Annotated in this window: 21 protein-coding genes and 1 pseudogene; all 22 read right to left on the bottom strand. The window is 53.5% G+C overall.

What is annotated here, in order from left to right; translation table 11 throughout:
* Positions 1 to 27: 27 nt before the first annotated feature.
* A complete protein-coding gene (locus CJP46_RS16655) occupies positions 28 to 825 on the bottom strand; it encodes an IucA/IucC family C-terminal-domain containing protein (RefSeq protein ID WP_094596702.1) in 798 nt (265 codons plus the stop codon).
* Positions 822 to 2,678, bottom strand: a complete 1,857-nt coding sequence (locus CJP46_RS16650) for an IucA/IucC family protein (RefSeq protein ID WP_094596701.1) — start codon at positions 2,676 to 2,678, stop codon at positions 822 to 824. Before CJP46_RS16650 ends, CJP46_RS16655 begins: the two co-directional genes overlap by 4 nt.
* The gene (locus tag CJP46_RS16645; RefSeq protein ID WP_094596700.1) at positions 2,672 to 4,042 is read right to left on the bottom strand and encodes a diaminobutyrate--2-oxoglutarate transaminase; all 1,371 of its coding nucleotides are present in this window, start codon (positions 4,040 to 4,042) and stop codon (positions 2,672 to 2,674) included. Before CJP46_RS16645 ends, CJP46_RS16650 begins: the two co-directional genes overlap by 7 nt.
* A 164-nt stretch (positions 4,043 to 4,206) precedes the next feature.
* Entirely contained in the window at positions 4,207 to 4,620 is a 414-nt protein-coding gene (locus CJP46_RS16640; RefSeq protein WP_179281187.1) for a response regulator transcription factor, read from the bottom strand.
* Between the two features lie 71 nt (positions 4,621 to 4,691).
* The gene (locus CJP46_RS37545) at positions 4,692 to 5,729 is read right to left on the bottom strand and encodes an ABC transporter substrate-binding protein (RefSeq protein ID WP_373558017.1); all 1,038 of its coding nucleotides are present in this window, start codon (positions 5,727 to 5,729) and stop codon (positions 4,692 to 4,694) included.
* A pseudogene (locus CJP46_RS37540) lies at positions 5,706 to 5,981 on the bottom strand (helix-turn-helix domain-containing protein); the annotation flags it as partial. The pseudogene CJP46_RS37540 and the gene CJP46_RS37545, both read right to left, overlap by 24 nt.
* Positions 5,982 to 6,727: 746 nt before the next feature.
* Positions 6,728 to 7,696, bottom strand: a complete 969-nt coding sequence (locus CJP46_RS16630; protein ID WP_094596697.1) for an NAD(P)-dependent alcohol dehydrogenase — start codon at positions 7,694 to 7,696, stop codon at positions 6,728 to 6,730.
* Positions 7,677 to 8,369, bottom strand: a complete 693-nt coding sequence (locus tag CJP46_RS16625) for a hypothetical protein (protein ID WP_094596696.1) — start codon at positions 8,367 to 8,369, stop codon at positions 7,677 to 7,679. The genes CJP46_RS16630 and CJP46_RS16625 overlap by 20 nt, the downstream gene beginning before the upstream one ends.
* Before the next feature lie 65 nt (positions 8,370 to 8,434).
* Positions 8,435 to 8,725: a hypothetical protein gene (locus CJP46_RS16620; RefSeq protein ID WP_094596695.1), complete on the bottom strand. Its 291-nt coding sequence runs from the start codon at positions 8,723 to 8,725 to the stop codon at positions 8,435 to 8,437.
* A 223-nt stretch (positions 8,726 to 8,948) separates the two neighbouring features.
* A complete protein-coding gene (locus tag CJP46_RS16615; RefSeq protein ID WP_094596694.1) occupies positions 8,949 to 11,669 on the bottom strand; it encodes a winged helix-turn-helix domain-containing protein in 2,721 nt (906 codons plus the stop codon).
* A 178-nt stretch (positions 11,670 to 11,847) separates the two neighbouring features.
* Positions 11,848 to 12,489, bottom strand: coding sequence for a hypothetical protein (locus CJP46_RS16610; protein ID WP_094596693.1), 642 nt, complete (start codon positions 12,487 to 12,489; stop codon positions 11,848 to 11,850).
* Positions 12,490 to 12,708: 219 nt separating this feature from the next.
* Complete coding sequence (locus CJP46_RS16605; protein WP_094596692.1) at positions 12,709 to 13,236, bottom strand: YEATS-associated helix-containing protein; 528 nt, start codon at positions 13,234 to 13,236, stop codon at positions 12,709 to 12,711.
* A gap of 58 nt (positions 13,237 to 13,294) precedes the next feature.
* Positions 13,295 to 14,740 (bottom strand): hypothetical protein, encoded by a 1,446-nt coding sequence (locus CJP46_RS16600; protein ID WP_143812985.1) that lies wholly within the window; start codon positions 14,738 to 14,740, stop codon positions 13,295 to 13,297.
* 6 nt (positions 14,741 to 14,746) lie between these two features.
* On the bottom strand, positions 14,747 to 16,189 hold the full coding sequence (locus CJP46_RS16595) for a hypothetical protein (RefSeq protein ID WP_094596690.1): 1,443 nt from the start codon (positions 16,187 to 16,189) through the stop codon (positions 14,747 to 14,749).
* 213 nt (positions 16,190 to 16,402) lie between these two features.
* The gene (locus CJP46_RS16590) at positions 16,403 to 17,053 is read right to left on the bottom strand and encodes a response regulator transcription factor (protein WP_094596689.1); all 651 of its coding nucleotides are present in this window, start codon (positions 17,051 to 17,053) and stop codon (positions 16,403 to 16,405) included.
* The gene (locus tag CJP46_RS16585; protein WP_094596915.1) at positions 17,041 to 20,115 is read right to left on the bottom strand and encodes an ATP-binding protein; all 3,075 of its coding nucleotides are present in this window, start codon (positions 20,113 to 20,115) and stop codon (positions 17,041 to 17,043) included. Before CJP46_RS16585 ends, CJP46_RS16590 begins: the two co-directional genes overlap by 13 nt.
* A gap of 89 nt (positions 20,116 to 20,204) precedes the next feature.
* A complete protein-coding gene (locus CJP46_RS16580) occupies positions 20,205 to 20,834 on the bottom strand; it encodes a phosphatidylinositol phosphate kinase family protein (protein WP_094596688.1) in 630 nt (209 codons plus the stop codon).
* A gap of 213 nt (positions 20,835 to 21,047) precedes the next feature.
* The gene (locus tag CJP46_RS16575) at positions 21,048 to 21,569 is read right to left on the bottom strand and encodes a GNAT family N-acetyltransferase (protein ID WP_094596687.1); all 522 of its coding nucleotides are present in this window, start codon (positions 21,567 to 21,569) and stop codon (positions 21,048 to 21,050) included.
* Positions 21,570 to 21,812: 243 nt separating this feature from the next.
* The gene (locus tag CJP46_RS16570) at positions 21,813 to 23,108 is read right to left on the bottom strand and encodes a CehA/McbA family metallohydrolase (protein ID WP_094596686.1); all 1,296 of its coding nucleotides are present in this window, start codon (positions 23,106 to 23,108) and stop codon (positions 21,813 to 21,815) included.
* Positions 23,109 to 23,132: 24 nt separating this feature from the next.
* A complete protein-coding gene (locus tag CJP46_RS16565; RefSeq protein ID WP_256992379.1) occupies positions 23,133 to 24,008 on the bottom strand; it encodes a carbohydrate ABC transporter permease in 876 nt (291 codons plus the stop codon).
* Entirely contained in the window at positions 24,009 to 24,887 is an 879-nt protein-coding gene (locus CJP46_RS16560; protein ID WP_094596685.1) for an ABC transporter permease subunit, read from the bottom strand.
* A 45-nt stretch (positions 24,888 to 24,932) separates the two neighbouring features.
* The gene (locus tag CJP46_RS16555; protein ID WP_094596684.1) at positions 24,933 to 26,357 is read right to left on the bottom strand and encodes an extracellular solute-binding protein; all 1,425 of its coding nucleotides are present in this window, start codon (positions 26,355 to 26,357) and stop codon (positions 24,933 to 24,935) included.
* Between the last annotated feature and the right edge of the window lie 7 nt (positions 26,358 to 26,364).

Below are 26,364 nucleotides of genomic sequence, written 5' to 3'. Positions count from 1 at the left end.
GCTTCCTTTCGTTGCTCCGCTTGTTCGTTAGCGGCGCTTCGTCTTCGGACAGGCGTCGCAATACTCCCCTTCAAGCGACACCCGATAATATAGGCAGCAAGTCTGGCGAATCCGCTTCACGGCCGGTTTGCGCTCAAGCGCCGTATCACACTGCCATTCTCCTCCATAAAAACGGGCGATCGGCTGCCGCTTCTGCCCGAACGCCTCTGCCGGCAGCGCGTGCAGCAGAAACCTGAAATCGTCCGCGGCTTTGGCTGCAGGCACCTTCCCGATTTTGGGGATTTTTTTTTCGTAAAGCGAATAAATTCGTACGGCCATGTTCTCCCACAAAATCGTTTCAGGCAATCCGGAGCAGCGTGAGAACGACTGCCACAGCGGCCTCAAATGTAAACGGACAAATTGTTCGGCCGTCCGAAGACGCCAATCTTCCCTAGATTCCCCGGCGGGAATAGCGGACAGCCTTCCGCTAACGGTTATCCCTTCAAGCCAATGCTTTTTTCCGCTTCGCAGAACCACGCTCTCGACCGGCAGCTCAAGCGCTTTGTCGTAACAGGTCAGTGCATGGAAGAACGGTGCCGCCATGGCAGCCGCGTATCGTTTGGCCAGCATCGAGGCGGCAATTGGACGCAGATTGGTTCCGAGGCGAGCGGCCAATTCATCGAGGTAAGCCGTGCAGCTCTCATGATCCAGGAGTGTTGAGGCACGGGTCCAAGCGGATATTGAAGCGGATTTGCCGGTTTCAGCGGATAATGCATCAGAGCATAGGCCGAACAGGTTTTGCATCTCTGCGGCTTCGACTGCTGTCAGTGTAATCGGACGGCTCATGGCCGCCGCCCGTCCCTGATCGGGTTATGAATGGATATATACAAGGGCGTATCTCCTTTGTTTGCCAAGCAACTGGCGAAATTCGCTTTCGCCGGAAGCGTGGAATGGTTTAACAGCCCGTCCACATAGGGACGCAGCCTTTCACTGGACCACTCCCTTTCTTCTACAAGAAGATGACGAACGACGCTCCAGCCTTCACGTTCAGGCCAGCCTTGCCAGAGCGCCAGCGCATGGATAAGCGAGCCCAGATGATTGACGAAAAAATAGTACAGGGTGCGGTGCCAGGCGTCAGCCGCTTCGTAGAGCAGCGGGCTGTCTTTCGGCAGCACATCGCCGACCCAGCCGGCTTTTTCGGCAAGACGGCGGTCGACGCTCATGCCTTCCAAGTCACGGACGTAAAATTTGACCGGCCAGCCGTCTGCAAGCGACAGCAGCGAATTTTGCGCATGCGCCTCAAAGCTGATGCCGAAGCGATCCCACACGCGCAGCAGCGGGAGCATGGACAGACGCAAATATCGCTCCAGCCACTCCAGCATATCCGGCAGTTGCTGCGCTCCACCGCTGCGGCCGCTTTCCGTAATCGCCTGCGCCAGTTTCGGCATTTGCTCACCCGGCCACCCTTCCAGCAATGAAGCCAGTACGAACGTAGCGGTCGGCTCAAGCGCCATCGGCCTGATCAGCACGGATGCAGCCGGGTCAGGCATGGCTTGGCCATGTACAGCAATCCCGGAGTAGCCCGTTTCCGGCAGCAGTCCGGGCAGTTCGCTCTCCAGCTCGCCGCCTAGATGGGCGGCGAGGCGCACGGCGTGCATCGTCCGCGAAGTCTGCTCCGCCGTGTTTACGCGGACCAGGTTAGTGATTCGTACTTCAAGCGGCAGCTTCCAACCGTAACCGCTGTGCGGCTCCCATACCGTTCTCACCGATGAGGTTGGATACACCCGCGGTCCCAGCGGACCCAGCGGGACTAACTCGCCCCGTTGCACGGCTTGCTCAATCCATGGCTGCTCCAGAAGGCGATCCGCCTGCCACGGATGCATCGGCAGTGGTTCATACAAAGCTGCCGCCTGAGATCCTAGCCCCTCCTTCAGTGCCCTCCGGAATGTTTCGCAAGCTTCCGGGGGAAGCGTCCCTTGGAACGCGTCCGGCAGCCATTCACAGATCAAGCAAGAAGAGCGGACGGCAAAATAATGCAGCAAGAAGCTTGCGCCCCGCTCGGGGCTGAACCGAATCAGATCCGTTTCGTTCATTCCTTCTACGCTTTTTGGATACGGATGAAACGGGTGGCCGGCCAATACGCTTTGTTCGGAGCGTATGTAATCGAGCTTGCGTACATCGAGTCCCGCCTGCTCATCGGCCTCGCGCCGCTCCAAATGTCCGCGCAAATGCCGGACGCTCGCTTGGATGCGTTTCAGGGTACCAGGTGCGGCAACTGCCGCACCTGGGCCGAGCCGCAGCGACTGCTCGCGGACAAGCGCTTCGGCGAGTTCGTCGAAGGGCAGCACCCTTGCACTGCCGCAGCGCTCCAGCAGCCACTCCTCTTCGTATAGATGCTGGCCTGTGAGCGATGCGTAACGAACGCTGCCGTGAATACGAGTTCCGTCGCTCAGCAGTAGAGTCAGTGGAACGGCAGCTCCCATTTCAGCCGCTTCAGCCAATATTTCCATTCGCTCTACCGCGTCTTCGTTTTCCCGCAGGAAAGCATTGAGCAGCGACCTCGCCGCCAGCTGCACCGCATGACGTTCGGCCAAGCTGCCTGCCGAAGCTCCTGAGCGCTCCTCTGCTAGATTCTCCTCCTTGTCCATCGCCGGAGGTGGGATTTCCGCTGGCGAAACCGGCTTTCGGCCCATCAGCATCGTAATGCCTCCCGCGCTGCCCGCACCGACTCCCCGAAGCGTGCGGCAATATCGTCCAGCTGCTCCTCGGACACGATGAGCGGGGGCAGGAAGCGTATCACCGAGGAATGCCGTCCGCCGACTTCCAAGATCAGCCCGCGCTGAAGGCATTCCCGTTGGATTTGTGCGGCCAGCCCTGGAGCAGCCGGAACATGGCCGAGATGGTCGGGTTCGCCGTGCTCGTCGACGATTTCGACGCCGATCATCAGACCGAGTCCACGCACGTCGCCGATGCAGCTCTCACTCTCCGCCAACGAGCTTAACCGTTCCTGCAGCCGTTCGCCGAGCACACGCGCCCGCTCCGGAAGCTCCTGCTCCTTGATATAGCGGAGCGCTGCCAATCCGGCTGCCATCGCCAGCTGATTCCCGCGAAAAGTGCCAATATGCGCGCCAGGCTTCCATACATCGTAGCGTTCGTGATAGATGACAACCGACAACGGAAGGCTGCCGCCGATCGCTTTCGACAGTATGACCGCGTCCGGCTCGATACCGGCGTGCTCAAAGGCAAACAGCTTGCCGGTCCGGCCAAGGCCTGTCTGTACCTCGTCGACGATGAGCGGAATATCCCGCTCTTTCGTAAGTCGGCGCAGCTCTTTGAGCCATTCGGGCGGGGCTGGAATGGAGCCGCCCTCTCCTTGGACCGGCTCGACGATCATGGCGGCAGGAGCGACAATACCGCTTTCCGGATCGCGAAGAACGTTTTCGATATACCGGAGGCTCAGTCTTGACGTCTCCTCACCACCCACGCCGAACGGACAACGGTATCCATATGGATAGGGCAGAAAATGAACATCGGGCATCTGGCCGGCAACCTTCTCTTTTTGCCCAAGCGTACCGCTGAGGCTCATGGCCGCGTGCGTAGATCCGTGATATCCGCCGTGGAAAGCCAGAATGCTGCGTCTTCCCGTGGCCGTCTTCATCAACTTAATCGAGGCCTCCACGGCATCTCCACCAGTTGGGCCGCAAAATTGGATGCGGGCGTTACGCGCAAATGAAGACGGCAAACTTGCGAACAACTCATCGACGAACCGCTCTTTAAGCGGGGTCGTTATATCAAGCGTATGCAGGGGTGCCTTCTGATCAAGCAGCTCCCTCATAGCCCCGATGACGACGGGGTGGTTATGTCCAAGCGCCAAGGTTCCGGCGCCTGCCAAGCAATCATAATAGACTTTTCCGTCCATATCCCTGACATGAACACCCTCTGCTTCGGCAATGACGATCGGCAGCCGTCGGGGATAGGAACGGGCAGAAGATTCCCGCTCTTCTTGGCTTTGCAAATAGCGGCTGTTGGCGGATGCTTCAGCCGCCGCTGTCGCTTGCTGCATGGCTGGATACACTCCTTTGGCACGATTTACTTATCAATTACGATAATGATAATCATTATCAATAAGATAGGTAAATCATAGCATCCCCTTGTCTATCCGTATATCACCCGAAAGGATAATTCAAATGCTTCAATCGGATAAGCCCGGACGATGCACCCGATGCTTCACCGCTCTTTCAACCTCTCAGACAGCAAATAGACGAAATCGCCCCCTGCCTGTTCCAGACAGAGAGCCTTTTTAATATTTTGCATATGCTTTTTAACCGTATTGACGCTAATATACAATTCCTCGGCTATTCTCCTGATGCTGTAATGCCGGCACAGCAGTTCGGCGATCTCAAGCTGTCGCCCGCTGAGCGCAGCTGGCTCCGGCCGTTCTCCCGGCCGCGGACCGGCCATGTCCATGGCTCGAGGCTGATGGTCCTGATCGGCTGTTACATACTCCAGTGTCAGCTGAACAAAATCGCCGATATTCATTCGAACGACTTGGCTCATAATGAAACTGTGCAATTCGGCCAGTTCCTCGCGTTCCCGATCGTTATCCGCGCTGGAAGCGACCGTAAGACAAAGCTTTGTCACAGGCATAGGTCCTCACCGTCCGGATGCGATTGGATTTGTATTGCTGATATAGAAAACTCGTCGTATAACGGCTACAGAAGCGCCTCGGCAATTTCGTCGACGACCCTGTTCATGGCGATCGGACCGTAATAACCGATCCACAGCGCCGTGTGAACTTGGCTTACCTGACCACAGCGCACGGCATTCATGCTCTGCCAGACGGGGCTTTGCTGGTACAAACGGGTCTGCTCCCGGTTCGTATCGTCCGTCAACACGAACAATCGGTCTGCTCTAAGCTCCGGAAGCGTATTCAGCGGAATCAGTGAACTGGTACCCGTCTGCTGGCCCGCAAGCGGCGGGGCGGCGAGTTCAAGATCTTCGTACAGCAGGCGGGCCGTGCGGTGTCTCACGGTATGAAGACGGATGCTGCTTCCGCGCGGCCGGATCAGCGCTACGATCGGCGAGCCGCCACCGTCCTTAAGCTTGCGCCGCAGCCGATCCAGCTTAGCGTTATAGGCGTCGATGGCTTCAAGCGCCCGCCATTGCCGGCCGACAAGCTCACCAAGCCGGAACAGCGACTGCCGCCAATCTTCGTTGCGGTCCAGCATGATCGTCGGAGCAATGGCCGCGAGATCAGCATAACAGCCTTCATGGAAAGAAGTGCAGACAATCAGTTCCGGCTGCATCGCCGCCAGCACCCGCAAATTGGGCTGTTCTTTAGTCCCGAGACGAGCCATGCAATTCAGCGGCTCTGCCAGATCCACGGGCAGCCCGCCGGTTTCCACGCTGCAGGCGACGCTTCCGACAGGAGCGACTCCGAGCGCCAGTAATTGGTCGGCATATTGGTAGTCCAGCACGGCAATGCGCTCCGGCCTGCGTTCAAGCTGAAGCATGCCGCGCAAATGAGGAACTTGAATTTTGCCGCCGGCATAGGTAAGTCCGCCTGTGCACAGCAGGGTCAGCGACAACAAGGCGCGGAACGCTTGCGAAGCGCTCCCCTTTAGATGATACCCACCCTCCTTGGCCGGGACAATGTACGTTTGCGACGTTAAACTTGGAGAAATCCGACAACCGTCACTTGCCTGCCTACTGTCCTTTTCCCTTGCCTGCCTGTAGCTTCTAGGTGACAAGCCGCTGTATTTTTTAAATAAGCGGCTGAAATAATAGCTGTCGGGGTAACCTACCCCTTCCGCGATTTGCGCGACAGGCAGTTCACTCTGTTCGAGCAGCCTTTTCGCTTTGGCCAGCCGGATGTTAATCAAGTGCTCCATGGGGCTGTGACCATAACGCGCTTTGAATCCTCTCTGCAGCTGACGGGGATTTGTTCCTAACCGCTCGGCCAAGTCTGAGACCGTCAAAGGCTCACTATAATGTGCTGCCATGTGTTCGACAGCGGCTGTGACAGGATCCTCTGCCGTACTCCCCTCCGCTTCATCCGTCCGCTCCATTTCTTGCAATATGAGATGAACGAATGAGTACAGTTGTTTCTTCGCCTCCAGCCGCTTCAGCGGATGCTCGTTCCGCCACAACCGGTTCATTTCCTTCGCCATGCTCTGGTATAATGCCCCCGCTCCAGCCGGCGCGGCGTAACAGGAATAAAACAGCCGGATAGTCTCCTGTGGATTAGAAATCTCAACCGGAAGATTCTGCTTCGGCGGCAGCAGTGCTTTGTATTGAATCAAGCAAAATTCGTAACCCTCATGTGATGCGAGGAGCCTGTGGATCATATTCTTCCCGACATGGACGACCGGCGCGCTCTCCGAATCGTAGCTGGCGTCCTCTGCATGAATCCGCGCCTGTCCGGCGGCCGTAACGATAAAAAGATCGTCTGATACGGTGTATTCGAGCTGTTCATACGGCTGCAAACATTCGTAACGGATATCCACGATATCAATCGAGGCACAGTTCCACAGCATCATTTGTTCCAGAACCGACATCCCTATTCCATCCCCCCACCAAATGATATATGGTTTTGACCCCATTATAATTTTAGTGAGAATCATTATCAATGAATTCTTCGAGGCAATCGATCTGTTAGCGGTGGATGGACGTTCAAAAATGGCACGGGAATTGGTATTCACTGCAACTTGAGCAGCTGATTGATGATGGCAGGATCAATAATGCGATCTCAATCCTCATGGATGGTTAAAACTACGTTGCCCTTCTTGTGGCCCTGCTCAACATAGAAATGAGCCTCAGCAACCTGCTCCAACGGGTAGCGCCGATCGATGACCGCCCGGAGCTCACCCGCTTCGATCCTCTCCTTAAGATAAATCAAGTCTTCCGCGTTTTCCTTCATGTTTCCGCCGATCACCTTCTTCCTGCTCGTCAAGCTGGTCCATAACCCGCGAAGGATCAGCGAAGGATTCACATGGTATGCCCGCAGGTAGACACCGTTCGGCGTCAGGAGCTTGACGCATGCTTTAAACGGACTTTTCCCCACCGTATCGAAAATGATATCGTAAGCCGGGCCGTCATTCGGCAGCCGCTGTTTCGTATAATCGATGACCTGATCGGCGCCGATCGATGTCACCAGCTCCATATTCGAAGCGCTGCATACTCCGGTCACTTCCGCTCCAAAATGCTTTGCCAACTGCACCGCATACGTCCCGACGCACCCTGAAGCCCCATAGACGAGAATGCGCATGCCGCTCTTAATCTTCCCTGCTCTAAGAAACTGAAGTGCAGCGAGGGCGCCAACCGGCACGGCAGCCGCCTCCTCGAACGTCATATTTTCCGGCTTGAACGTCACGCTGCCGTCCTCGGGCAGGCATTTGTATTCAGCATATGCACCGAAGCCGTTGCCACAGGCAGCGTAGACGGCATCACCGGGCTTGAACCGCGTTACGCTGGGACCCGTGGACTCGACCACACCGGCCAGCTCGAATCCGAGAGTCCGGATGCGCTTCGGTCTCCACCAACCGTTGAACAGTCTTGCCAGAAAAGGGTCTGCCCTGCGTAAGCGCCAATCCCCAGCTGCAGCGGTCGTAGCGTATACCTTAATCAGTATTTCGCCGTCTTTAGGCTCCGGTTTGGTCACTTCCTTGAGCTGGAGTACATTGGGCGGTCCGTAGCGTTCATATACGATGGCTTTCATGTTTTCTCCCCCTGGGTTGTGTCGAACCCGCCGCTGCACTGCTGTCTATCCGCCGTTCAGACCAGATCGCATATCCCATCCCGGCAAGAGCGAGACCCATCGGCAGTGCCAATACCCGGTCCATCGGGTGCGGAAGCAGTGAAGATGCCAGGGTCGACACGGCGGCGCAAGCCAACAGAACGGCCGTCCAGCGCGGGAGGATACCGGCACGGAACGTCGCTGCGCCAAGCAGCAGACCGCCGAGTACATACAATACACCTCCCACCGGCGCTACTCCAGGCAGGTGCCCAAGGTTAGACACGACATGTGAACCGGCAAAGATCCCTAAGTATCCCTCCACAAACTTCGGTGCATCTGCTGCTATAACCGGTAAGACAAAGGCTTCGACAAAGGTAAAGGCGGCTGTGGCCGTCCAAAAGAGACCAAACAGGAGAAACCCGGACAAACCGATCCAACCGGCCCTATTGACTTGCCTGGCGTAAATCCCAGTGATGCCGAGCAGGCCAAGCAGAGACATCGCGAGGGTCAAGTAATGGACGATGGCCCAGGCTTTGGTGGTGACGGATGATAGGATCTCAGGCGGATGAATCGCCTGGATGACAATGAAGAGAATTCCTGCCAAGATGGCGGATAAACCGCTCCAACGGATGACGCGACAAGCTGTTATTTTCATATGTTTGTCTCCTTCTTGTTTTTATTGATGTCGACGAATAGGAAAGTTCTACTCTCGCAGATATATTACTGAGGGCGTTCGTGATCCGTATGGGTCTCCGATGAGAATGCCGGCGCTGGTTCTACCCGGATGACTGAAATCAATCGCAGGTTAAGATCGCGTACGGTTCTGAGCAACCCGTATAAGGCGGCCTGATCGGCCACGGGACCCGTCAGAATGGTTGTTCCATCCTGCTTTGGAATGAGACTCAATCCCTCGAACCCGTCAGCCCACCGGTCGTCAAGATGTCCTTGAAACCGAATCTCATACCGATCAGGCTCATGAAGGTTACTTGGTATTCCTTGTGTTTCGTTCATTCAACCGCCTCCTTTCTTTCCTTCCAAATTCAGGCATTGTCAATCGTCCTTTCATTGTGGAGCTCCTTCCTTAAATTGAAGATATACGATCATGTGGTGAGACGGCATCACCAGATGTGGTGATTTTAAATGATCACCATCTCTTTAAATCGAAGCCAAACCGCAAAAAAGCCCCGGTCCTGGGCTTATTCCTTCTTCCAGGTCCGGAGCAATACGGGAATCGCTATGACAAGCCAAGCTCCTCGGCACGCCTGACTGCTGCCCGCCGGTTGTTCACTTCAAGCTTGTCATAAATGTTTTTGGTATGAGTTCTCAGTGTGTTTAGCGAAACATGGAGCTCGCGTGCGATATCAGGTCCGCTCAAATCGGATTTGAGCAGACGCAGCACCTCCCGCTCCCTTTCGCTCAGCGGCTCGCCCACCGCTTTTTTGGCAGCCGATCCGCCCTCATCCTTCTTAAAGCTTTTCAAAAGGTGCCGGACATAATTCGGACAAATCCCTTTTGTCATAGCCGCTTCCAGCATGGCCGCCATCGGTTGTCCCTCGTCTGCAAATATTCGAACGTATCCTTCCGGCTCTGCCAACGCCAGGGCACGTTCAAGCGGCACAAGCGCAGAGGAAATGTCGCCTTTGCTATGATGAGCAAGAGCCTGAAGGATCAAAATTTCGATTTGGCTCCCCGTCCTCTTGCTCTCTGCAGCTGCCTGGTACAGGCGTTCCAGGAATCCCGAAGTTTCTTGAAGGGAATCGTTTGCACCGTCGCTTTGATATCGGGCCAGAAGCACCCTAGCCAAGGTAATGTGCTCGAATTCGCGCAGATAGTGCAGGTCATCCGATGGGGAGAGATGCTGCTCTTGTACCCACTCGGCGGTTTCGCTCCATCTATTCAGAGCGAGCCACACGCGTGCTTTCAAGGCTGACACTGGGCGCACGTTCGGAAAAAAATCGCCGATATACAGATGCTCAGCCTCGTGAAGCAGTTCAAGCGCGCCGTCCAAGTCTCCTTGCGATTGCCGAATACGTGCCATAGCTACTCGCCAGCGATACGGATATTGCGGCAGTCCCCTTTGCTCACCCAGCTCCTGGCTTCTGTGCAGATGCTGCATGGCGGCGTCCAAGTCCCCCTGCTCCCTGCGTAGCTCGCTCATTCCGGCGTACATATCCGCTGTGCCCCGCATTTCAGGAGTGCCCAGCTCCGCAGCAAGCAGTAATCCGTTCTGAAAGATACCCATGGCCTGGTGCAGCCGCCCCAACGCTATGTTTATATCGGCCAGAGCGATGGAGCCTCCGATGGCGTCCGAGATGTTCCCTGCCCGCCGGACATTCGCCATTCCCTCACTGAACATCCGGTAGGCTTCCTGAAGGTCACCGCTCGTCCAGGCCGCAAGACCAAGGAGCGCGGCTGCCGCGCCGCGCCTTAAATGATCGTCCGCCGGAACGAGATCAAGTACCCTCTTAGAGTAAAAAATGGCGGCGGATATATCCCCTTTTGCCTGTGCATAAGCGGCGCGGTATCCGGCAATGGTCCCCGGAAGGCGGTGAAATTCCTCTTCATCTACGTAAATCATCCCGGCCGGCGATTCTTCAGGAGTCATATGCGAAGAGGGGCCCTCCAGCCACCGTTCGGCATCGCGCAGCCTTTCCTCTGCCCCTTCAATCTGGCCGACGGCCAGTAACGCCCATGCATATTCAACGCTAAGAACGGGCCTGCAGCGAACCTGTTCGCCGGGCAGCGTCTGAATCCACCCAAGCAACGAAGCCTCCTGCCGGCTCCTGCGCATGGCTGGCCATGCCTGCTCGATCAAGTCCGCGGCTCTCGTGAAGTCTTCGGCGGCCAGCGCATGTTGTATCGCTTCGTCGTGGGATCCGTGCCGCTCGTACCACACGCTCGCACGTCGGTGCAGTTCAGGGATGAGATCAGGCTGATCGGTCCTCAAATGCATGGATAGAACTTCACCGAAGAGGTGGTGGTAGCGATACCACTGCCTCCTGTCATCCAGAGGGACGATAAAGAAGCTGCCCTGCTCCAGGGATTGAAGCCGTGCAGCGCCTTCGTTCTGGCCGGTAACGGCATCACATAGCGGGCCATGCAGCCGGTCCAGAATCGAGGTTTGAAGCAGAAAATTGCGGACATCGGCCGGCTGACGCTGCAGAACCTCTTCGACCAGATAGTCGACGATGTAGCGGTTGTCTCCGGCGAAGGAACGGATAAAAGCGGGAATATCCTTACGTCCCTGCATCGAGAGTGCGGCGAGCTGCAGCCCGGCGATCCAACCTTCCGTCCGCTCCTCCAGCGCGGCAATATCGTCTGCTGACAGCCGGAGCTCCATCACCTGGTTGAGAAACTCGGCTGCTTCGCCTGCAGTAAAGCGCAGGTCGGCATCACGCAATTCGGTCAAGCGGCCCCCGGCGCGCAGCCGGCTAAGGGGCAGCTGCGGATTTTCCCGGGTCGCGATAACCAGATGCATTTGCGGCGGAAGATGCTCGATCAGGAACGCGATGGCATCATTGATCTGTCTGCCTCCTACAGCATGATAATCGTCCAGAACGAGGACGAACTCAAACGGAATTCTTGAAATTTCATTGAGCAGCATCGTGAGAATCGTTTCGGTTTCAGGTGCCTGTTGGGAATGGATTGCACGCATGACGGCTTCTCCGCAATGCTTCTCCATGGTCTGGAGAGCAGCGACGAGGAGCGTAAGAAAACGGGGGCTATCATGATCCCGTTCGTCTAATGACAGCCATGCGACAGGCTGGTCACATCCGGCAGCCCATTCGCTGATCAGCGAAGTCTTGCCAAATCCGGCAGAAGCAGAGATCAGGGTCAACCTATGGCTCATACCCGCGTTCAGCCGCTCGGTCAGGCGCGGCCGGAGGACAAGTTTTTCCCTCGGCTGCGGGATATACAGTTTAGTAGATAGAACAGGAAGTTCCGGAATACTCATGGATTTAATCCCTCATCCAAAAGACATTTGCTCATATTAATCCGCATCCGCGATTGCCCCATTCTATGATTTATATCCACCATGATATCTTTTATCGATTGTTTTCACCACCAAAAGTTAGTACTGATAATCGGCTGGCCGAAAGTTTAAAGAGAATCACCTAGGGGCTTTTTCATCTTCAGTGAATGGTTTTACGACTTGCCCCCGCTTTTCTTTCCAACATTCGGATCAACATCCATACGGCAAGCGTTGCCATGACTGTAACGACGGCCGATCCACCGGCGTGCAGAAGCAGCAATGGAACCCAGAGTAATCCGAGAGAACGATGCACGATGCGCATTGCCTTGTTACGAATTCTTCTCATAAAGAATCCGTAACCGACGATCATCAATAATATCGCGAATGCTGAAAGTCCGGTAAATATTTTAGGGTCACCTGGCTTGGTAATCAAAAAAAATAAACCGTGAACTGTGACGATCGTTAGGGTTATCCAACCCAAAAGCTTGTGGACGCCGTGCAGAAACTTCCCGGTTTTCCGCACCAATATCGACGGCGACTTCAGCTTCTTTTTAAACCAGATCCAAGAGAAACTAGCCGCACTGAGGAACACGGCGATCGTTCCCAGAAACTTGAAAATTTCCGCACCGCCTCCGGGCCGCTCTTCTCCATGTGAACGTACGATCAACCCACGTCCTTCCGGGGATGTTAAGCGGGGATCACCATTACCGTGAAAGGATGAAATATAGTAATAGTAAGTTACGAGCAGGACGGCAGCAACAGCCGCTATGATTGCAGGAATCCAAACCTTTTTTGTTTTCATGAGCTGTACCTTTCATAGGGAATTGAATTCACTATAAAAGAACAAGATTAAAAAACGATTAGAATCCACTATGATGCTGAACGCTGCTTACCTGACTGCAATGTTCCCGTTCAAAAAAACACCATTAGGATGGTTTCAACTGCTCTTGTAAATTACCAATGGCATCAAAAAAAGAGAGCGCTGCGTCATTCGCCAGCACTCTCCTATCACTTAACGCTTCTACCCTTGCTTACTATTATTCATGTTAATGGTTGAATTATCATTCAGCTTAATGATTCGGGATGAAATGCTGCCTATGATCCGTGCGGAAAATGTACTAGCGATCAGGCACACCCCGATGAATACGAAAATTTGCGGTACCTGCGTACTGATCACGTTCTGCAATTGAATGAAATTCAGCAGCAGCGGTACGGAAAATGAAGCAATGTTCCCGCAGAACACCGCGGTAACCAGCAGGTAGAACGACTTGTTATCCCTAAAGTGCATCCCGGTGTCGGTATCCGTGTTTTTAACCAGCAGAAAACTGGTCACACCTCCCACGGACCCGCACAGCGTCATCGTCAGAAAATAAATTTCGCCTTCCGACAGCGCCTGAAAAAAGACGAGGCGTGCCAAATACCACAAGATCAGCAGCAATACCACGAGGCAGCCGACCTTAAACGCCGCATCGAGATTGATCAGCCACAGCGGTTCCTTCTTTGGCTGGGGAGCAGCCGTCTCTTGGGAAGACGGCTGCTGAACGGCCATAGAGGCTGATTCCAGCATCGGGGATGAGACTAAGGGAGCATGTATAGGAGTGGATGGATCATCCATTGGGGGTATCCACAATTAAACCAATAATCTTCGGAATTCCGCTCATATCCCGAACTTCGAAACCGTCCTGGAGCTGAGTCGTCATCGAGCTGTAGTTGGAACCGGAAGCGGAAGCCGACTCGAAGTTGAACGGGCCGATGCCGAACGTTGCTTTGGCGGACCATTGGGTCTGCGTCGTCGTGTTGGTCCAGTCTTTGGATGAAAATCTCAGGTAAGGCGCGTATCCAAGAACGACCCCTTTGACGACGATATCCATGAGTCCGGATTCACCCCAGAGCGGTTTGCCTGCAAACACGCTGCCCTGCGGCCAATTATTGTAATCCTTGTACGTGGACAGCAGCCCTTCGAAGAACCAGTCCCCTGGGTTGATGTTCACCGTAATGACATCTTGGTAAGTGATCAGGATATCAAAGGAATAATCCTCTTTAAACTGTGTGGACCCGGAATCATTTGTGCTTCCGCCAAGCCAGAACCAGTCGATGGGGATGCCCACGTTGGCGCTGAATTTCCACGAGCTGTCCCTTTCGGTCATCTGCTGATCGTTTAGCGCGATTTGCACGTTCGCTTGATCTCCGAACAACGGGCCACTGTTCCTCGTGACTAAGTCATTCTGTTTTATGAGCCATTCCCGCACATCTTTAAGCTCGCTCGTCTTAAATCGGGGGACACTCGCTGTTGTGTCGTTCTCCTTGATCGTCATTTGGAACTGAGCCGTTTTTTGCAGCTCATCGGCAGAATGCGGCTCGAAAGGATCGGCCAATGCGACGGCTTCGGTCGCATCCGCGAGCTCCTGGTAGCCGGGACCGAATTTTTTCAGGAGCAGGGCGTTCAGCTGCTCGGTCATCCCGCCGAGAAGTGCCCCATATGTCGTTTGCAGAGACTCTACCTTTGCCTTATAATCATCCGTCGTCATTTGCTGGGCACGGAAATTGACCCAGGTCGGATCCGGCGGGTTGGTAAAATACACGCTGCATGCTTTTCCCGTTGAATCAAGCTCTGCGCACACTTCATTCAACCAATCGGCATAGATGCCTTGGTTAATTTTTGAAACGTCGCTGCTGAGAAGCGCGATTTTCGAGCGGAGATTTTCGATCTGCGTATCGATTGGATCGGTCGATCCTCCGCCGGAAGACGAGCCCCCGCTCCCTGAATCGGTGCCGCCTGCTGGCACGATATCCCGGACCCATTGCTGGTAAATATCGAACAGCTTATTGTTGAACGCGCCGTTCCACGTTAATCCCCAGGAAGGGATCGTATTCCCCACATTATAGGCGTCCGTCATCGCGACGACTTCTTCGTCGCTGCCAAGATTGGAGTCCACCCGCCCGGCCGCCGCCATGAAATTTTTCGGATCGCTGCCTGGCAGATGCCCGGATATCGCTTGAACGAACAATTGCCAAAAACGTGCCTGGTCTTGCGCAACTGCATTATTGCCCATCGCCATTTATACCTCCTCAAACAGCTTGGATAAGCCCTCAAATTCGTTTTCCTCGTTGCCTTGAAAATTATCGTCAACCGGATTTGGATCCTCTTGAACATTTTCCTCGTTTTGATTGATTTCTCCGTTCTCGTTCATGTTCTCTATGCCTTGTTCCATCGCTTGAACATCGCTTGCCGGCGGCAGCTGCTCGTTATTAATGAAGTCGAGTCCCTGCTCATTATTGAAATTTTCCGGCTGCGCATTGTCGATATTATCGACAAACGATCCGTTCTCCTCGAGCGCTTTCGGATCGCTGGATTCCTTGATTTCCTCTTTGGTGCTGTCGAGCTTCTTCTCGACTTCCGGTTGATTCGGTTCGTTCGGCTTTTTGATTTTTTCCACGAACTCTGATATCGCCTTAAACCGCTTAGGCACAGAGGCGATGAAATCAACGACGAACACCGCAGCCATAAAGTAACCGAGGTATTTCATCGCTTTATCAACGACGGACAGCTGTACGGATGGCGGGGTCGGACACGATTTTCGATTTCCGTCGTGACTGCCGGAAGAACCTTCCGGCGGCTTGCCGATCCGTCCAAATATGCTCTCCTTCTTCTCGGTGCCGTCGCTGTTGGAATACGTAATCGTACCGAAAAATTCGTTGCCGACGTATGCATCTTTATCGTCTTTGGCTGCCCGGGTAACCTGGCTGAAAGTCAGCTGACCCGAGTGATTCACCGTAAAGTCATCCTTCGTCCAGCTGAGTACGCCGTCCTTGTAGGTAACCTTATTCAAATCTTTATCCAGCATATCGCTGCCGATCGAGATCCCGTCGAGGCTGTCGTAAATGATGACCACGGGTCCCGTATCCGTTTTGCCGTCGGATGTTGTCATGACCGTATTGCCGTAAATACCCGTCCAGAACTTCAGGTCTACGTTCCGCATCGCCTTAAAAGAAGCGTTAACCTGCTTCGCAGTACATTTATATCCGTGCTGAGCCAGGAATTGGTCCGGCGCCGACGTATCGGTGTCCGTTGCCTTTTGCATGGCGTCCTGCCAGCCGGCCAGAAGTGCGGTCTTCGCCAGGATGTCCTGTACGAAACGGTCAGACTCATCATTCGGTTCGCTTTCCTTCAAATGGTCTTCGTAAAAATCGGTCTGGGTTAGTTCAAGCACATAAACTGAAGTCGTTTCATACCCTTTTTGAGCCAAAAAGTTATTGATGATTTTGAGCTTTTCCTTATAAACGCTCTCTTTGTCGCTGTCGGCCGGGGGATTCGCGTCGATTTTCGATTTGATATTGGCCAGGAGCGAAGTCCACTGCTGCTTGAGCGCCTGGTTGACCTGCAGATCGGATACGAACAGCATTGCGTCCGCCTGCATTTTCAGCTTATCCGGATCCGTCGTATTCGGATCAAAGATTGAACCTGCGTCCGTGCCGTTAGAATTGGTGTTCACCGTTGTCACTTATAAATTCCTCCTTCGATTCGGTTGTGCTCTTCAACGCCTCCATCATAACGGGCTTTCCTTGGTCTCGATAAGTGACTGAAGTGTACTTTTCGTCATATGACCGGGGTATGACGGAAGTAACTGTACGGGATCCTGATTCACCGATATACTTATGGAAATTAAAAAACACCGCTTCCTTATCAGAGGAAACGGTGTTGGTGAAATATTCATTTAGTTAACAGCCTCCAAAGCATGCTTCAGCAGCAGGATGGCCTTGGTCCGGTCATTCGTCCCGATCTTCTCATAGATCACGCTGATGTAGTTTTTCACCGTTCCTTCGGTGATGAACAGCATATCGGCAATTTCCCTGTTGTTCTTGTGTGCCGTAATCAGCTTGGCAATGTCAAGTTCCCTGGGGGTCAGACCGTAATCGATCATCGGCTGCCGTGGGGCTGATGCTATGCGCATTCGGGCAGCAAACTTGGCGGCCAGCTTGGAAGGCAGCATCAGTTCGCCCCGGACCGCCTCTTTTAAAGAATGGATCAGCTTGTCGGATGTGAAATCCTTAAGCAGATATCCGGACGCTCCGCTCGCGAGGCCCTCAATAATATAATCTTCGTTGGTGAACGTCGTTAAAATCAGCACGATCGTGTCCGGGCTTGACTCCTTAATCAGCCGGGTCGCCGTAATCCCGTCCATCACCGGCATCTCGATGTCCATTAATACGAGCTGCGGCTTCAAACTCTTAGCAAGCTCATAGGCAGTTTGGCCATTATCGGTCGTCGCCACAACCTCCAGGTCGGATTCCAAATTGAGTATAGTCTCCAGGCCTTCCCGGACGAGTGTCTGGTCTTCCGCGATTAATATCGTTAGTTTTGACATGGTTGATCCTCCCTTGAACTTGGCAGTGTGAGCACCAATAGGCAGCCTGCACCTCCATTCGTGCCGATCCGGAAGGTTCCGCCCCTTCGCCGGATCGTTTGCCGCATCATGGTCAGACCGAAACCAAGCCGATCCGAGGCAAATGGCAAGCCGTTGTTCTCCAATGTAAACCGGACCCAGCCGCCTGATTCCACCAGCTCAAACCGAAAATGCGTACACCGTCCATGCCTGATGCCATTGGTGATTCCTTCCTGCAGCGCATGGCGGATCAGTTTTTCCGCTTCCTGCTCCAGACTGCCGTCCATGATTTCAATCTTGTGCTCCAGCGTTACCTCAGCGTACTTTTCCGAATCTTCTACGATCTGCATCAGCGAATCTTGGAACGAGGATGTGGCCGCTGCTTCCTCGCCTAGCATATGTACCGATTTCCTCATTTCATGAAGCCCTTTGCGAACCAATTCTGATGCTAGATTCAACTTGTTGACCGATTCGGCGGAGCTTACGGATAACATTTTCAGACCAGCCTGAAGCTGAACGACGCTGGCTGTTAGGATATGCCCCACATGATCATGAATTTCACCGGCAATTCGGTTCCGCTCGGCAAGAACCGAGACTTCGGACATCGCTCTGGCCCGCTCTTCAAGCGAATGCTCCAGCTCAATGGTCCTCGCTTCCACTTCGTGCTCAAGGGTTTGATTCCAATGAGCCAACTGCAGATGGAGTTCCAGTCTGGCCAACAGTTCCTGTTTCTCGACCGGCTTTACCAGATAGTCGTTGCCTCCATGCTCGAAGCCTGCGACGAGGTCGGTCATTTGGCTCTTAGCGCTGAGGAAAATAACCGGCAGCTCCCCGGAATTGTAGTGACGGCGTATTTCTTGGCCCACCTGAAGCCCGGATACGTACGGCATCATCACATCCAGCAGAGCGATGTCTGGTTTGTAACCGCTCCTAATCCACTCCACGGCTTCTTGACCGCTCCCAGTCGACTTAAGCGCATATTTCCCACCGAGAAATTGCAGCAGCACCTGAACGTTGATCGGGTCGTCATCGACGATAAGCACCGAAGGCAAATGAGTCTGGAGATCCGTTGATTCCACCTTTGGGTGAATCCTGCTCCGATCCGAATGCCGATCCTGCGGGACGGTATCCTGCAGGGGTTGCGGTGTTTTGGGCTGCATCGCTGGCACTTGCTGCAGCGCAAGTGGAATTGTAAAGCTGAACGTCGAGCCTTCGCCCAATTGGGACGTTACTTCTATCCCGCCTCCATGCAGTTCGATAAGCTTCTTCGTAATCGACAGCCCGATGCCTGTCCCGCCTTGCTGCGGACGGTTCATCGGATCGATCTGTTCAAACGACTCGAAAATACGGGACAGGTCCGTTTCAGCAATACCGATTCCCGAGTCCTTGATCTGAATTCTAGCTTGACCGTGCGACTTGCGCCCCGTGATCGTAACGGTTCCGGATTCCGTGTACGCAATGGCATTGCCGATCAAGTTGTGCAATACTTGCTGCAGCCTGTTTTCGTCCGCCGTTACATGCAGATCGTCCGGCAGCATGTTTTCCATATGGAGTCCTTTATTCTCAGCCAAAGGCTTAAGGACTTGAAGGGTTAGATCGACGGCAAGTCGCAGATCCACCGTTACTTTGACCAGAGTAATCTCCTGATGCTTGAGCTTGGAGAAATCCAGGATGTCGTTCACCAGATGGGCAAGCCGTTGACCGCTGATTTTCATGAGCCGCAGGAGCTCGATGACGGGCTGAGGGAGCTTGCCGGAGCTTCCGTCGATAAGTGAATCCGCCAATCCGATGATACCGTGCAGTGGCGTCCGGAGTTCATGGGATGTTTTGGCCAAAAATTCATCCTTAAGCTTATCCAGCGTTAACAAGCGGTCCGACAAGCTTTCAACCTGCGAAAAAGCCATGGAAAATTTCTTGGATATGAACAAGGATTGCATAAAGACGAAGCTCAATACGCCAAACTGCAGCAGTGCCGGGGTATCCAAAATGCCTTTGCGGTTCAGCGTATCGTTCAGTGCCGTCACGAAAATCAAACTAAACCCGAGTATGAGCAGTAAAGACCCTTCCTGACGCCGACGGGCGATCCGAACAGAAGCATAAATGGCATACAGCACGAGGCCGATCGAATAAATCTCAAAGGGCAGCAGCGAATAATCGTAAATCCGTATGTCTGTGATAAGCACAAGCAAAGTTAAGATGAGGGTGAAAATTTGCGTAACGCGCCGCACGGTGCGCGACAAATATTGAGGAAATAAATAATAAATAAATGAGATCAAAAAAAACTCGCCTACGTAAACCGTTAAATAGGAAGCTTTGGCGAACCATTCCCATGAAAAACCAGGTAGGATCTCCAGAATGTATCTCGATCCGACCAGCATCGTTCGAAGAGCAATGCACATGCAGAACAATCCGAAGTACAGCGGGGTTACATCTTTTCGCCTGAATCCATACAAAAACAGATGATATACTCCCATGACAAGCAGTGCGCCGATGACCAGACTGTCTTGAACCAGCTCGCCGGCCCCTTCCTTCTGAAGCTGCTTGGCATCCCCGAGTTCAAGAGAATTGTTAATTCCTCCTTTGGGGTATGTGAAATTGGAAACTTGAATCAGCAGCGTCAAGCTTCCTTCCGGGTTCGGTTCAACCGGTACGACGACGGAGGCTCCATACTTTGGCACGGTGTTTTCCGGCGTCGTTCCGGGTTGGCCGGCTGATGCCTCAAGCTTATCATTCACCCATAAGGCGTATGAGGAATAGATGTTCCGCAGTTTGATCGCAACGTTATCTGACGGGCGAAGCCCGCGAACAACCACACGATACGTTGCATAGCCGTCAGACGGAAGCCTTGATCCGTTCAGCCTGTGATGGGTCCAATAGTCGGGTACTTCGACATATCCACTGACCTCCGGAGGCGTATTGCTCTGCAAATCGGCTGGCCAGAGAAGCTGCTTCCAGTAAAACTCCCAAGTCCCGTTCAGTTCGATGGATCCATCGCTTCTAAAGTCCCATCCGGATAGCTGCAATTCACCGTTTTTCACGGACAGCGAAGACGAGGCAAAGGTTTCCCCCGGATTCCAGGCTGCAGTGAAAACCAGCAAAAAAATGACGGCAGCCCTGATGCGACTACGCCATATCATGCACTGAACGAGGACGCATTCAAGTAAATCTCGTCGCTGAGCCGGGCGTCTCCAAGCAGGGACAGACGATGCTTTGATGTGAAATCCTTAGGTTCGTAACTGTTAGGCGCTTTGGCGGAGGTGAGCAGCTTGAGCTGGATGTAGGTCTCAGCCAGCAATTTGCTGCAAAAGAAGTCGCGGAAGGAAGAGGTAATTCCGAACTTCCCTTCGATAATTTCCCAATACATTCTTTTCTTATCGGGAAAAACAGCGCCGTGCACCTCTTCGATGAAGCGGTCGAGCAAATCCTGCATCTCCGGTGTTCGTTCAGCTTGCAGCTGCCGAATCGCGAATATCGAATCATAATGGTTCCCTACATCCGAAGTCAGCCTGTCGCGAAGTTTGACGAGCTGGGGACCGGATTTCTTGACATGCAGCCTAGTATCCTCCAGATTATCCAGTGAGGTGGATTCCCATAGCAGCACTTCACCATCCGGCGCCCGAACCACCATTGCGACGTGCGACCATGGACAATGCTCCAGTTCTTCGATCCGCTGGCTGCCTTTGGCGACGCCATGTGCCAGCAGAATATCCCCTGTCTGCAGTTTGGGCTCAATTTCTTGATAAGTAACCGTTAACAATTTCATCTAATCCCCCTATCGGTATATGAAATACCTGAATTTTTCCTTCCATTTTTATAGTAAACCCAGCCCAACAATTGTCAATAACCGGATAGATCAGCCGTTTACGATGACGCCAAGATTCTGTGCAGAACCAGGGGCATGGCAACAAAAAAAGCCGCCTTCGTGAAGGCGACTTCATTTTTACCTATCTATGACAAAATGGTCCGAGCTCATAATCTACTTTTCAAAAAATTCTTTAGCATATTCTACTACGCCATGGGCATCTGAAAGACCACCAGCAACAAACTCAACTGCCATAAAATGATCGTCAGAAACTTCGAATGGCGCTTCAATACCATATAGACTGGCTTTTCTATAGCCAAATTTCGGATAATACTTATCATGACCCAGCACCACAGATCCCTTATAACCAAGCTGTGCGGCGATTGTATGACCTTCCATAATCATCCGCTTCCCTATGCCTTTGCTCTGCATTTCTGGTAATACGGCAACAGGCGCAAGGGCAATCAGCGTTTGCTTACCCACTTTGATTTCCGTAAAAAGAATATAACCCACGATTTTGTCCCCGTATTCAGTTACAAGCGATAACTCCGGAATATAATTCCTCGAATTTCTAAGCCGGTCCACCAAATGATGCTCATCGTGGTCTGAATAGTCGGCATTCTCAAATGCTTTTTGGACGACATGGTAGACTTCATGAATGTCTTCTATGTTCTCTTGTCTAATGTTAATACTCATTGGATGAACCTCCTGACCGTGATTTCGTCCGCTCCATGCTGTTAAAAATGTTAAAACTGCTTTACAGGGAAAAGTGAGTACAGTCAATAGACTATACCCACTTCTATGCACGAGATTAGATGCAAAAATAATACTTTAACGCAAAGAAGATTGTCAAATCACTGTACAGGCTGATCCAACGCTTTATAAATGAACAAGCATCTCGAGTAACGGTATATCCCCCTGAGATGTTCTTTGTTCAAATTAACTTAAATATACAGGATTGGTCAGGCAGGTCATGACCTGCGATCCCAGTTCCCCCATATCGCGTCTGGCCTCCATTCGGTAAAAGAGTCGGTCTTGCGGAAGCTCGCAGGACAAAGAAAGCTCGTCTTGAGCGGTCCACTGCCGCTCCAGCCCCCGGTCGGACCACAGGCTGACCTGATCACCTTGTGCCCCGCGGATAATGGCTTCCAGAAGAACGGTACCACGCTCAGGGTTACGCTGTATCTGGTCCCCGGCATAAGCGCCGTTGATCTGAAAATCGATAAACGTGGAATCCGGGTCAAGCGTAAGCACAACATTCCCCCGGCGGACGGCCTCCAGAATACCGGCCGCGGTTAGCGACTCCGCCCGCACATGCGCGGTCGGCCGTCCATGCTGCACCCATGGATGGGGACCGTGAAAATCGCTGCCGCCCACGGCCACGATCCGCCGGCCCTCAGTCAGGCGCTCCTGCCACCAACGTACCGCCGTTTCGTTCAGCTCCCGCCACGGTCCGTTCCAAACCTCGATCGCATCGAACGGAACGTCAAAGCCGAATTCCCACGGGCAGTCCGGGCAGAAAGGATGGTTCAGCACCGCGAGCGCACCCTTTTCCCTTCCTTTGGCCAATTGCTCAGACGCTTGCTCCACCGTGTACACTCTGAAGTCCTCAAGCGCATCCAGCCGTCCGAGCAAATTCGCATGACCCTTATAATTGGTCATCTCCACGCCTGGAATGAGCAGCAGTTCTTCCGACTTCGCCAAGGTGTTCCGGTTCTGGGCGAATGTATTATGGTCGGTCATGGCGAGAAAGGAAAGCCCTTTATCCAGACACAAGCGGGAAACCTCGCCGACGCTGTGTTTGCCGTCGCTGTAATAAGTATGGGCATGCAAATCGCCTGGAATCCACCGTTTATGCTTGAGCTGAATCCGGATGGAGACCGAAACCTCCGTTCCTGCATCAGGCACTCTGTAGGCGCCCAGCATCACGGCCCACTCACCTGCGGCGATATCGCCCGAGGCGTATCCAGGGGTCGCGGTTTCCAGCCCGACGAACATTTCGGTTCTGGCGCCGCCGCTCCAGCCGACGATCCGCTCCGGGGAGCGCAGGCCGAGGTCGATCACCGTTGTCCCGTCAGCACGGTCATATTGGTAAGCGACATGGATCCGCTCCGCATCAGCCGGAACTTGAAAGCCCACTTCCAGGTAGGTTTTCTCCTCTTCGGCCGAGATTTTCACTTGTCGTCTGATCGTTACGCCTGGCGATGGTTCCGTATCTTTCGTATTTGCCAGCATGACGCATTCCCCTCTCTCAACCCATTATTCTTTTGTGGCACCCAGCATGATTCCTTTCATAAAAAACCGCTGCACAAACGGATAGATGACGATCAGCGGCAGGATGGCGATGATGATTCCGGCCATTTTTACATTGGTGGTGATGAGATAGTTGCTGGAAGACGTGCTTGAATCGATAATCATCGCTTTCAGAGCCACCTGCAGTGTATATTTGGAACTGTCATTGATGAAGATCAGCGGTGCCGTGAACATGTTCCAGCGTCCCACGAACTCAAACAGCGTCACGGTAGCCAGTCCGGCGGTCGCCAGCCGCATATAAATCGCTGCGAAAATCCAGAAGTCGCCGGCACCGTCAATTTTGGCGGATTCCGAAATTTCATAGGGAATGCTCATGAAGAAGTTCCGCATCAGCAGGATCGAAAATCCCGAGACGAGTCCGGACAGCACGAGCACCGTCAGCGTGTTGATCAGGTGGAAATCCTTGTTGACCACATACAGCGGGATCAGCACCGCCTCCTGCGGAATCATCATCGTAATCAGGATGAAGGTGATCATCAGCCGCTTTCCCGGTACCCGGGGATGAATCAGCACATAGCCCGCCAGCGAAGACAGCAGCACGTGCAGCAGCGTTCCGATGACGGTCACGATCGTGCTGTTCAGGAAAGGTCGCCATAGATCCAAGCTGTTCCAGATCGTGCGGTACCCGTCGAGGCTGAATTCTTTGGGAAACAGAATGATATCCGGCCGCATGGACGCAACCCCGGAGGACAGCGAGAGCGATATGACGTTCAGGAACGGAATGATCATCGTCAGCATCAGGCAGATAATGAACAGGGCGTTGATCCAGTCGAACACCGTCATCCGCTTGGCGTTTAAACCGTAATTCGCATGTCTCATCATCTACTCCACCTCGTCAAATCGGGTTAATGTCCGTACGGCAAGCGTCAAGATCAGCGTGAAGACCAGAACGAAAAAGCTCGCTGCCGCACCTATGCCGACTTGCATCTCCATAATACCTTTTTGAAACGTGTACATCATCAGCACATCGACGGACGAAGAGGTCGACGGATTCCGGAGAACAAAGACCTGGTCGAAGATCCGCAGCACCCCGAGCGTATTCAGCAGGATTATGACTTTCATCGTTCCTTTCAGCTGGGGAAGCGTCACGTAGCGCACAAGCTGCCACCGGGTGCCCCCGTCCATGCGGGCCGCTTCGTACAATGACGGATTGATCGAAACGATCGCGGCTAGAAAAAGAATGCAGCTGTAACCCATGTCCTTCCACGTCGAGACCAGAATCATGACCCATCTCGCCCAAGTGGACTCGGCCAGAAAATGGATCGGACCAATCCCAGCCACTTTGTGCAGCGCCAAATTGACGATGCCTGTGTCGGGGGAAAGGAGGAAAATCCACATTCCCCCGATCACGACCCAGGACAGCAAATGCGGGATGTACAGCAGCATCTGCGCCGTTTTTTTGAACCAAGCCGTCATGACTTCATTCAGGGATAATGCGATCACCAGGGGGGCGACAAATCCGAAGACCAGAATGCCTCCCCCGATCACCACCGTATTGCCCAGCGCTTTCCAGAAGAACGGATCATGCCAGACCGCAGCATAATTGGCGAATCCGATATAGGGACGCTCCCCCATCAGCTTGTAGTCCTGAAAGCTGATCTGCAGGCCCCGCGCCAGCGGATAGTAGCCGTAAATAATAAAGTAAATGACGACGGGAAGCATCATGGCATAGAGTACGCCGTATTTACGAATCGTTCTCATCTTGTCAAACGTCACATCCTATCGGGTAAAATCAAAGCGCGGAAGCTATTCGTCGATCAAATTCGCGCTCTTTAGTTCCTCCCGCATTTTCTTGACGGCGTCTGCGGCAGGCATTTCTCCGGACATCGCCTTCAGCGCATAATTTTGCACGATTTTTTCCGCATCCGGCCAGCCTGGAAGGGCAAGTTCCAGCGTCGCATTCTGTTTGACCAGTTCTTGGGCTGCCTCGACGCCAGGCAATTTGTCAAACGGGGATTTGACGTTTTCGTTGTACCAGAACGGCACGCCATGGTCCATATTGTGCTCCTTACCCTCCGCCGTCAGCGTGTACTGGCCATTGCTCTCGGAGTAATCGATGTCCTTGATACCGAGGCTGCCGAGGGTGATACCCTCCTGGGAGTTCCAGAACTCCAGGAATTTCTCAGCGGCATCCACATGCGGCGCGTTTTGCGGCACGATCCAGAAGTCGGGATCGCCCCGGCGCATCAGCATTTTGCCGTCCGGACCGGCGGCGCTGGCAATGCCTTCAGCCTGGAACGTGGTATTCGGATCCTGCTCTTTACGCAGGTTGTTGAACATGCCGACCCAGGCATCCCAGTACGTCACCATACCAACCCGGTCGGTCAGGAACAAATTGCGCATTTTACCCGTATCGTTCGTTACAAAGTTCGGATCCATGATGCCTTCCTTCACCAGCTTGGCAAACCATTCGTACATCGGGATCGCTTCGTCGGAAGCATACGGGATCGTCCGTTTACCGTCCTTCATCACGTAGCGATACTTTAATCCGGCCGCGCTCATAAATCCCTGGATGTCATACAATCCCGATGTGCTCAAGCCGTAGGTGTCGTTTTTGCCGTTGCCATCCGGATCCTGCTCTTTAAAAGCTTTCAGCACCTGATAGTATTCGTCCAGCGTTTTTGGCTCCTGCAGGTGCAGCTTATCGAGCCAGTCCTTGCGGACGATCGGCATCGTGCCACCCTGGAATTTCGTGAAGACGGCATGGATTTTGCCATCCTTGTCTTTCAGCTGATCCCATTCGGCGGAAGGAATCACCTTCGGATCAGAGAGCGCGCTCGATCCCTTAACAAAATCGCTTAGGTCCGTCACCGCTCCCTGGCCGACAAATTGATCCAGCTTGCCCAGGTCGCTGAGCTCGATCAGATCGTATTTCTCGCCCGACCCCAGCACGGTCAGCACTTTCTGATCGTAATCGCTTGCCGGTTTTTCGATCGTCACGTCGATGCCGGTTAACCGCTTAATCTCAGCCTCGAACTGTTTCATCTCATCCGGCGTTTTCCCGCCGACGTTGGCGGATAGAATGCGAAGCTTCATTTCCGGCTGTTTCCCGGAATCCGTTCCCCCATCCGCCGTCTTACCCGTGTCACTCCCGCCGCTGCTGCTGCACGCCGAGAGGAGGAGTGAACCTGCCAGCATGGTTACCATCAAAATGCCTGATTTTCTTTTCATTCAGAAA

This window comes from Paenibacillus sp. XY044 (assembly GCF_002257645.1).
In the GTDB taxonomy this organism is placed as follows: Bacteria; Bacillota; Bacilli; order Paenibacillales; family Paenibacillaceae; genus Paenibacillus_AQ.
The sequence above is the reverse complement of the archived record's forward strand: the minus strand, read 5'-3'. Positions and strand labels throughout refer to the sequence as shown.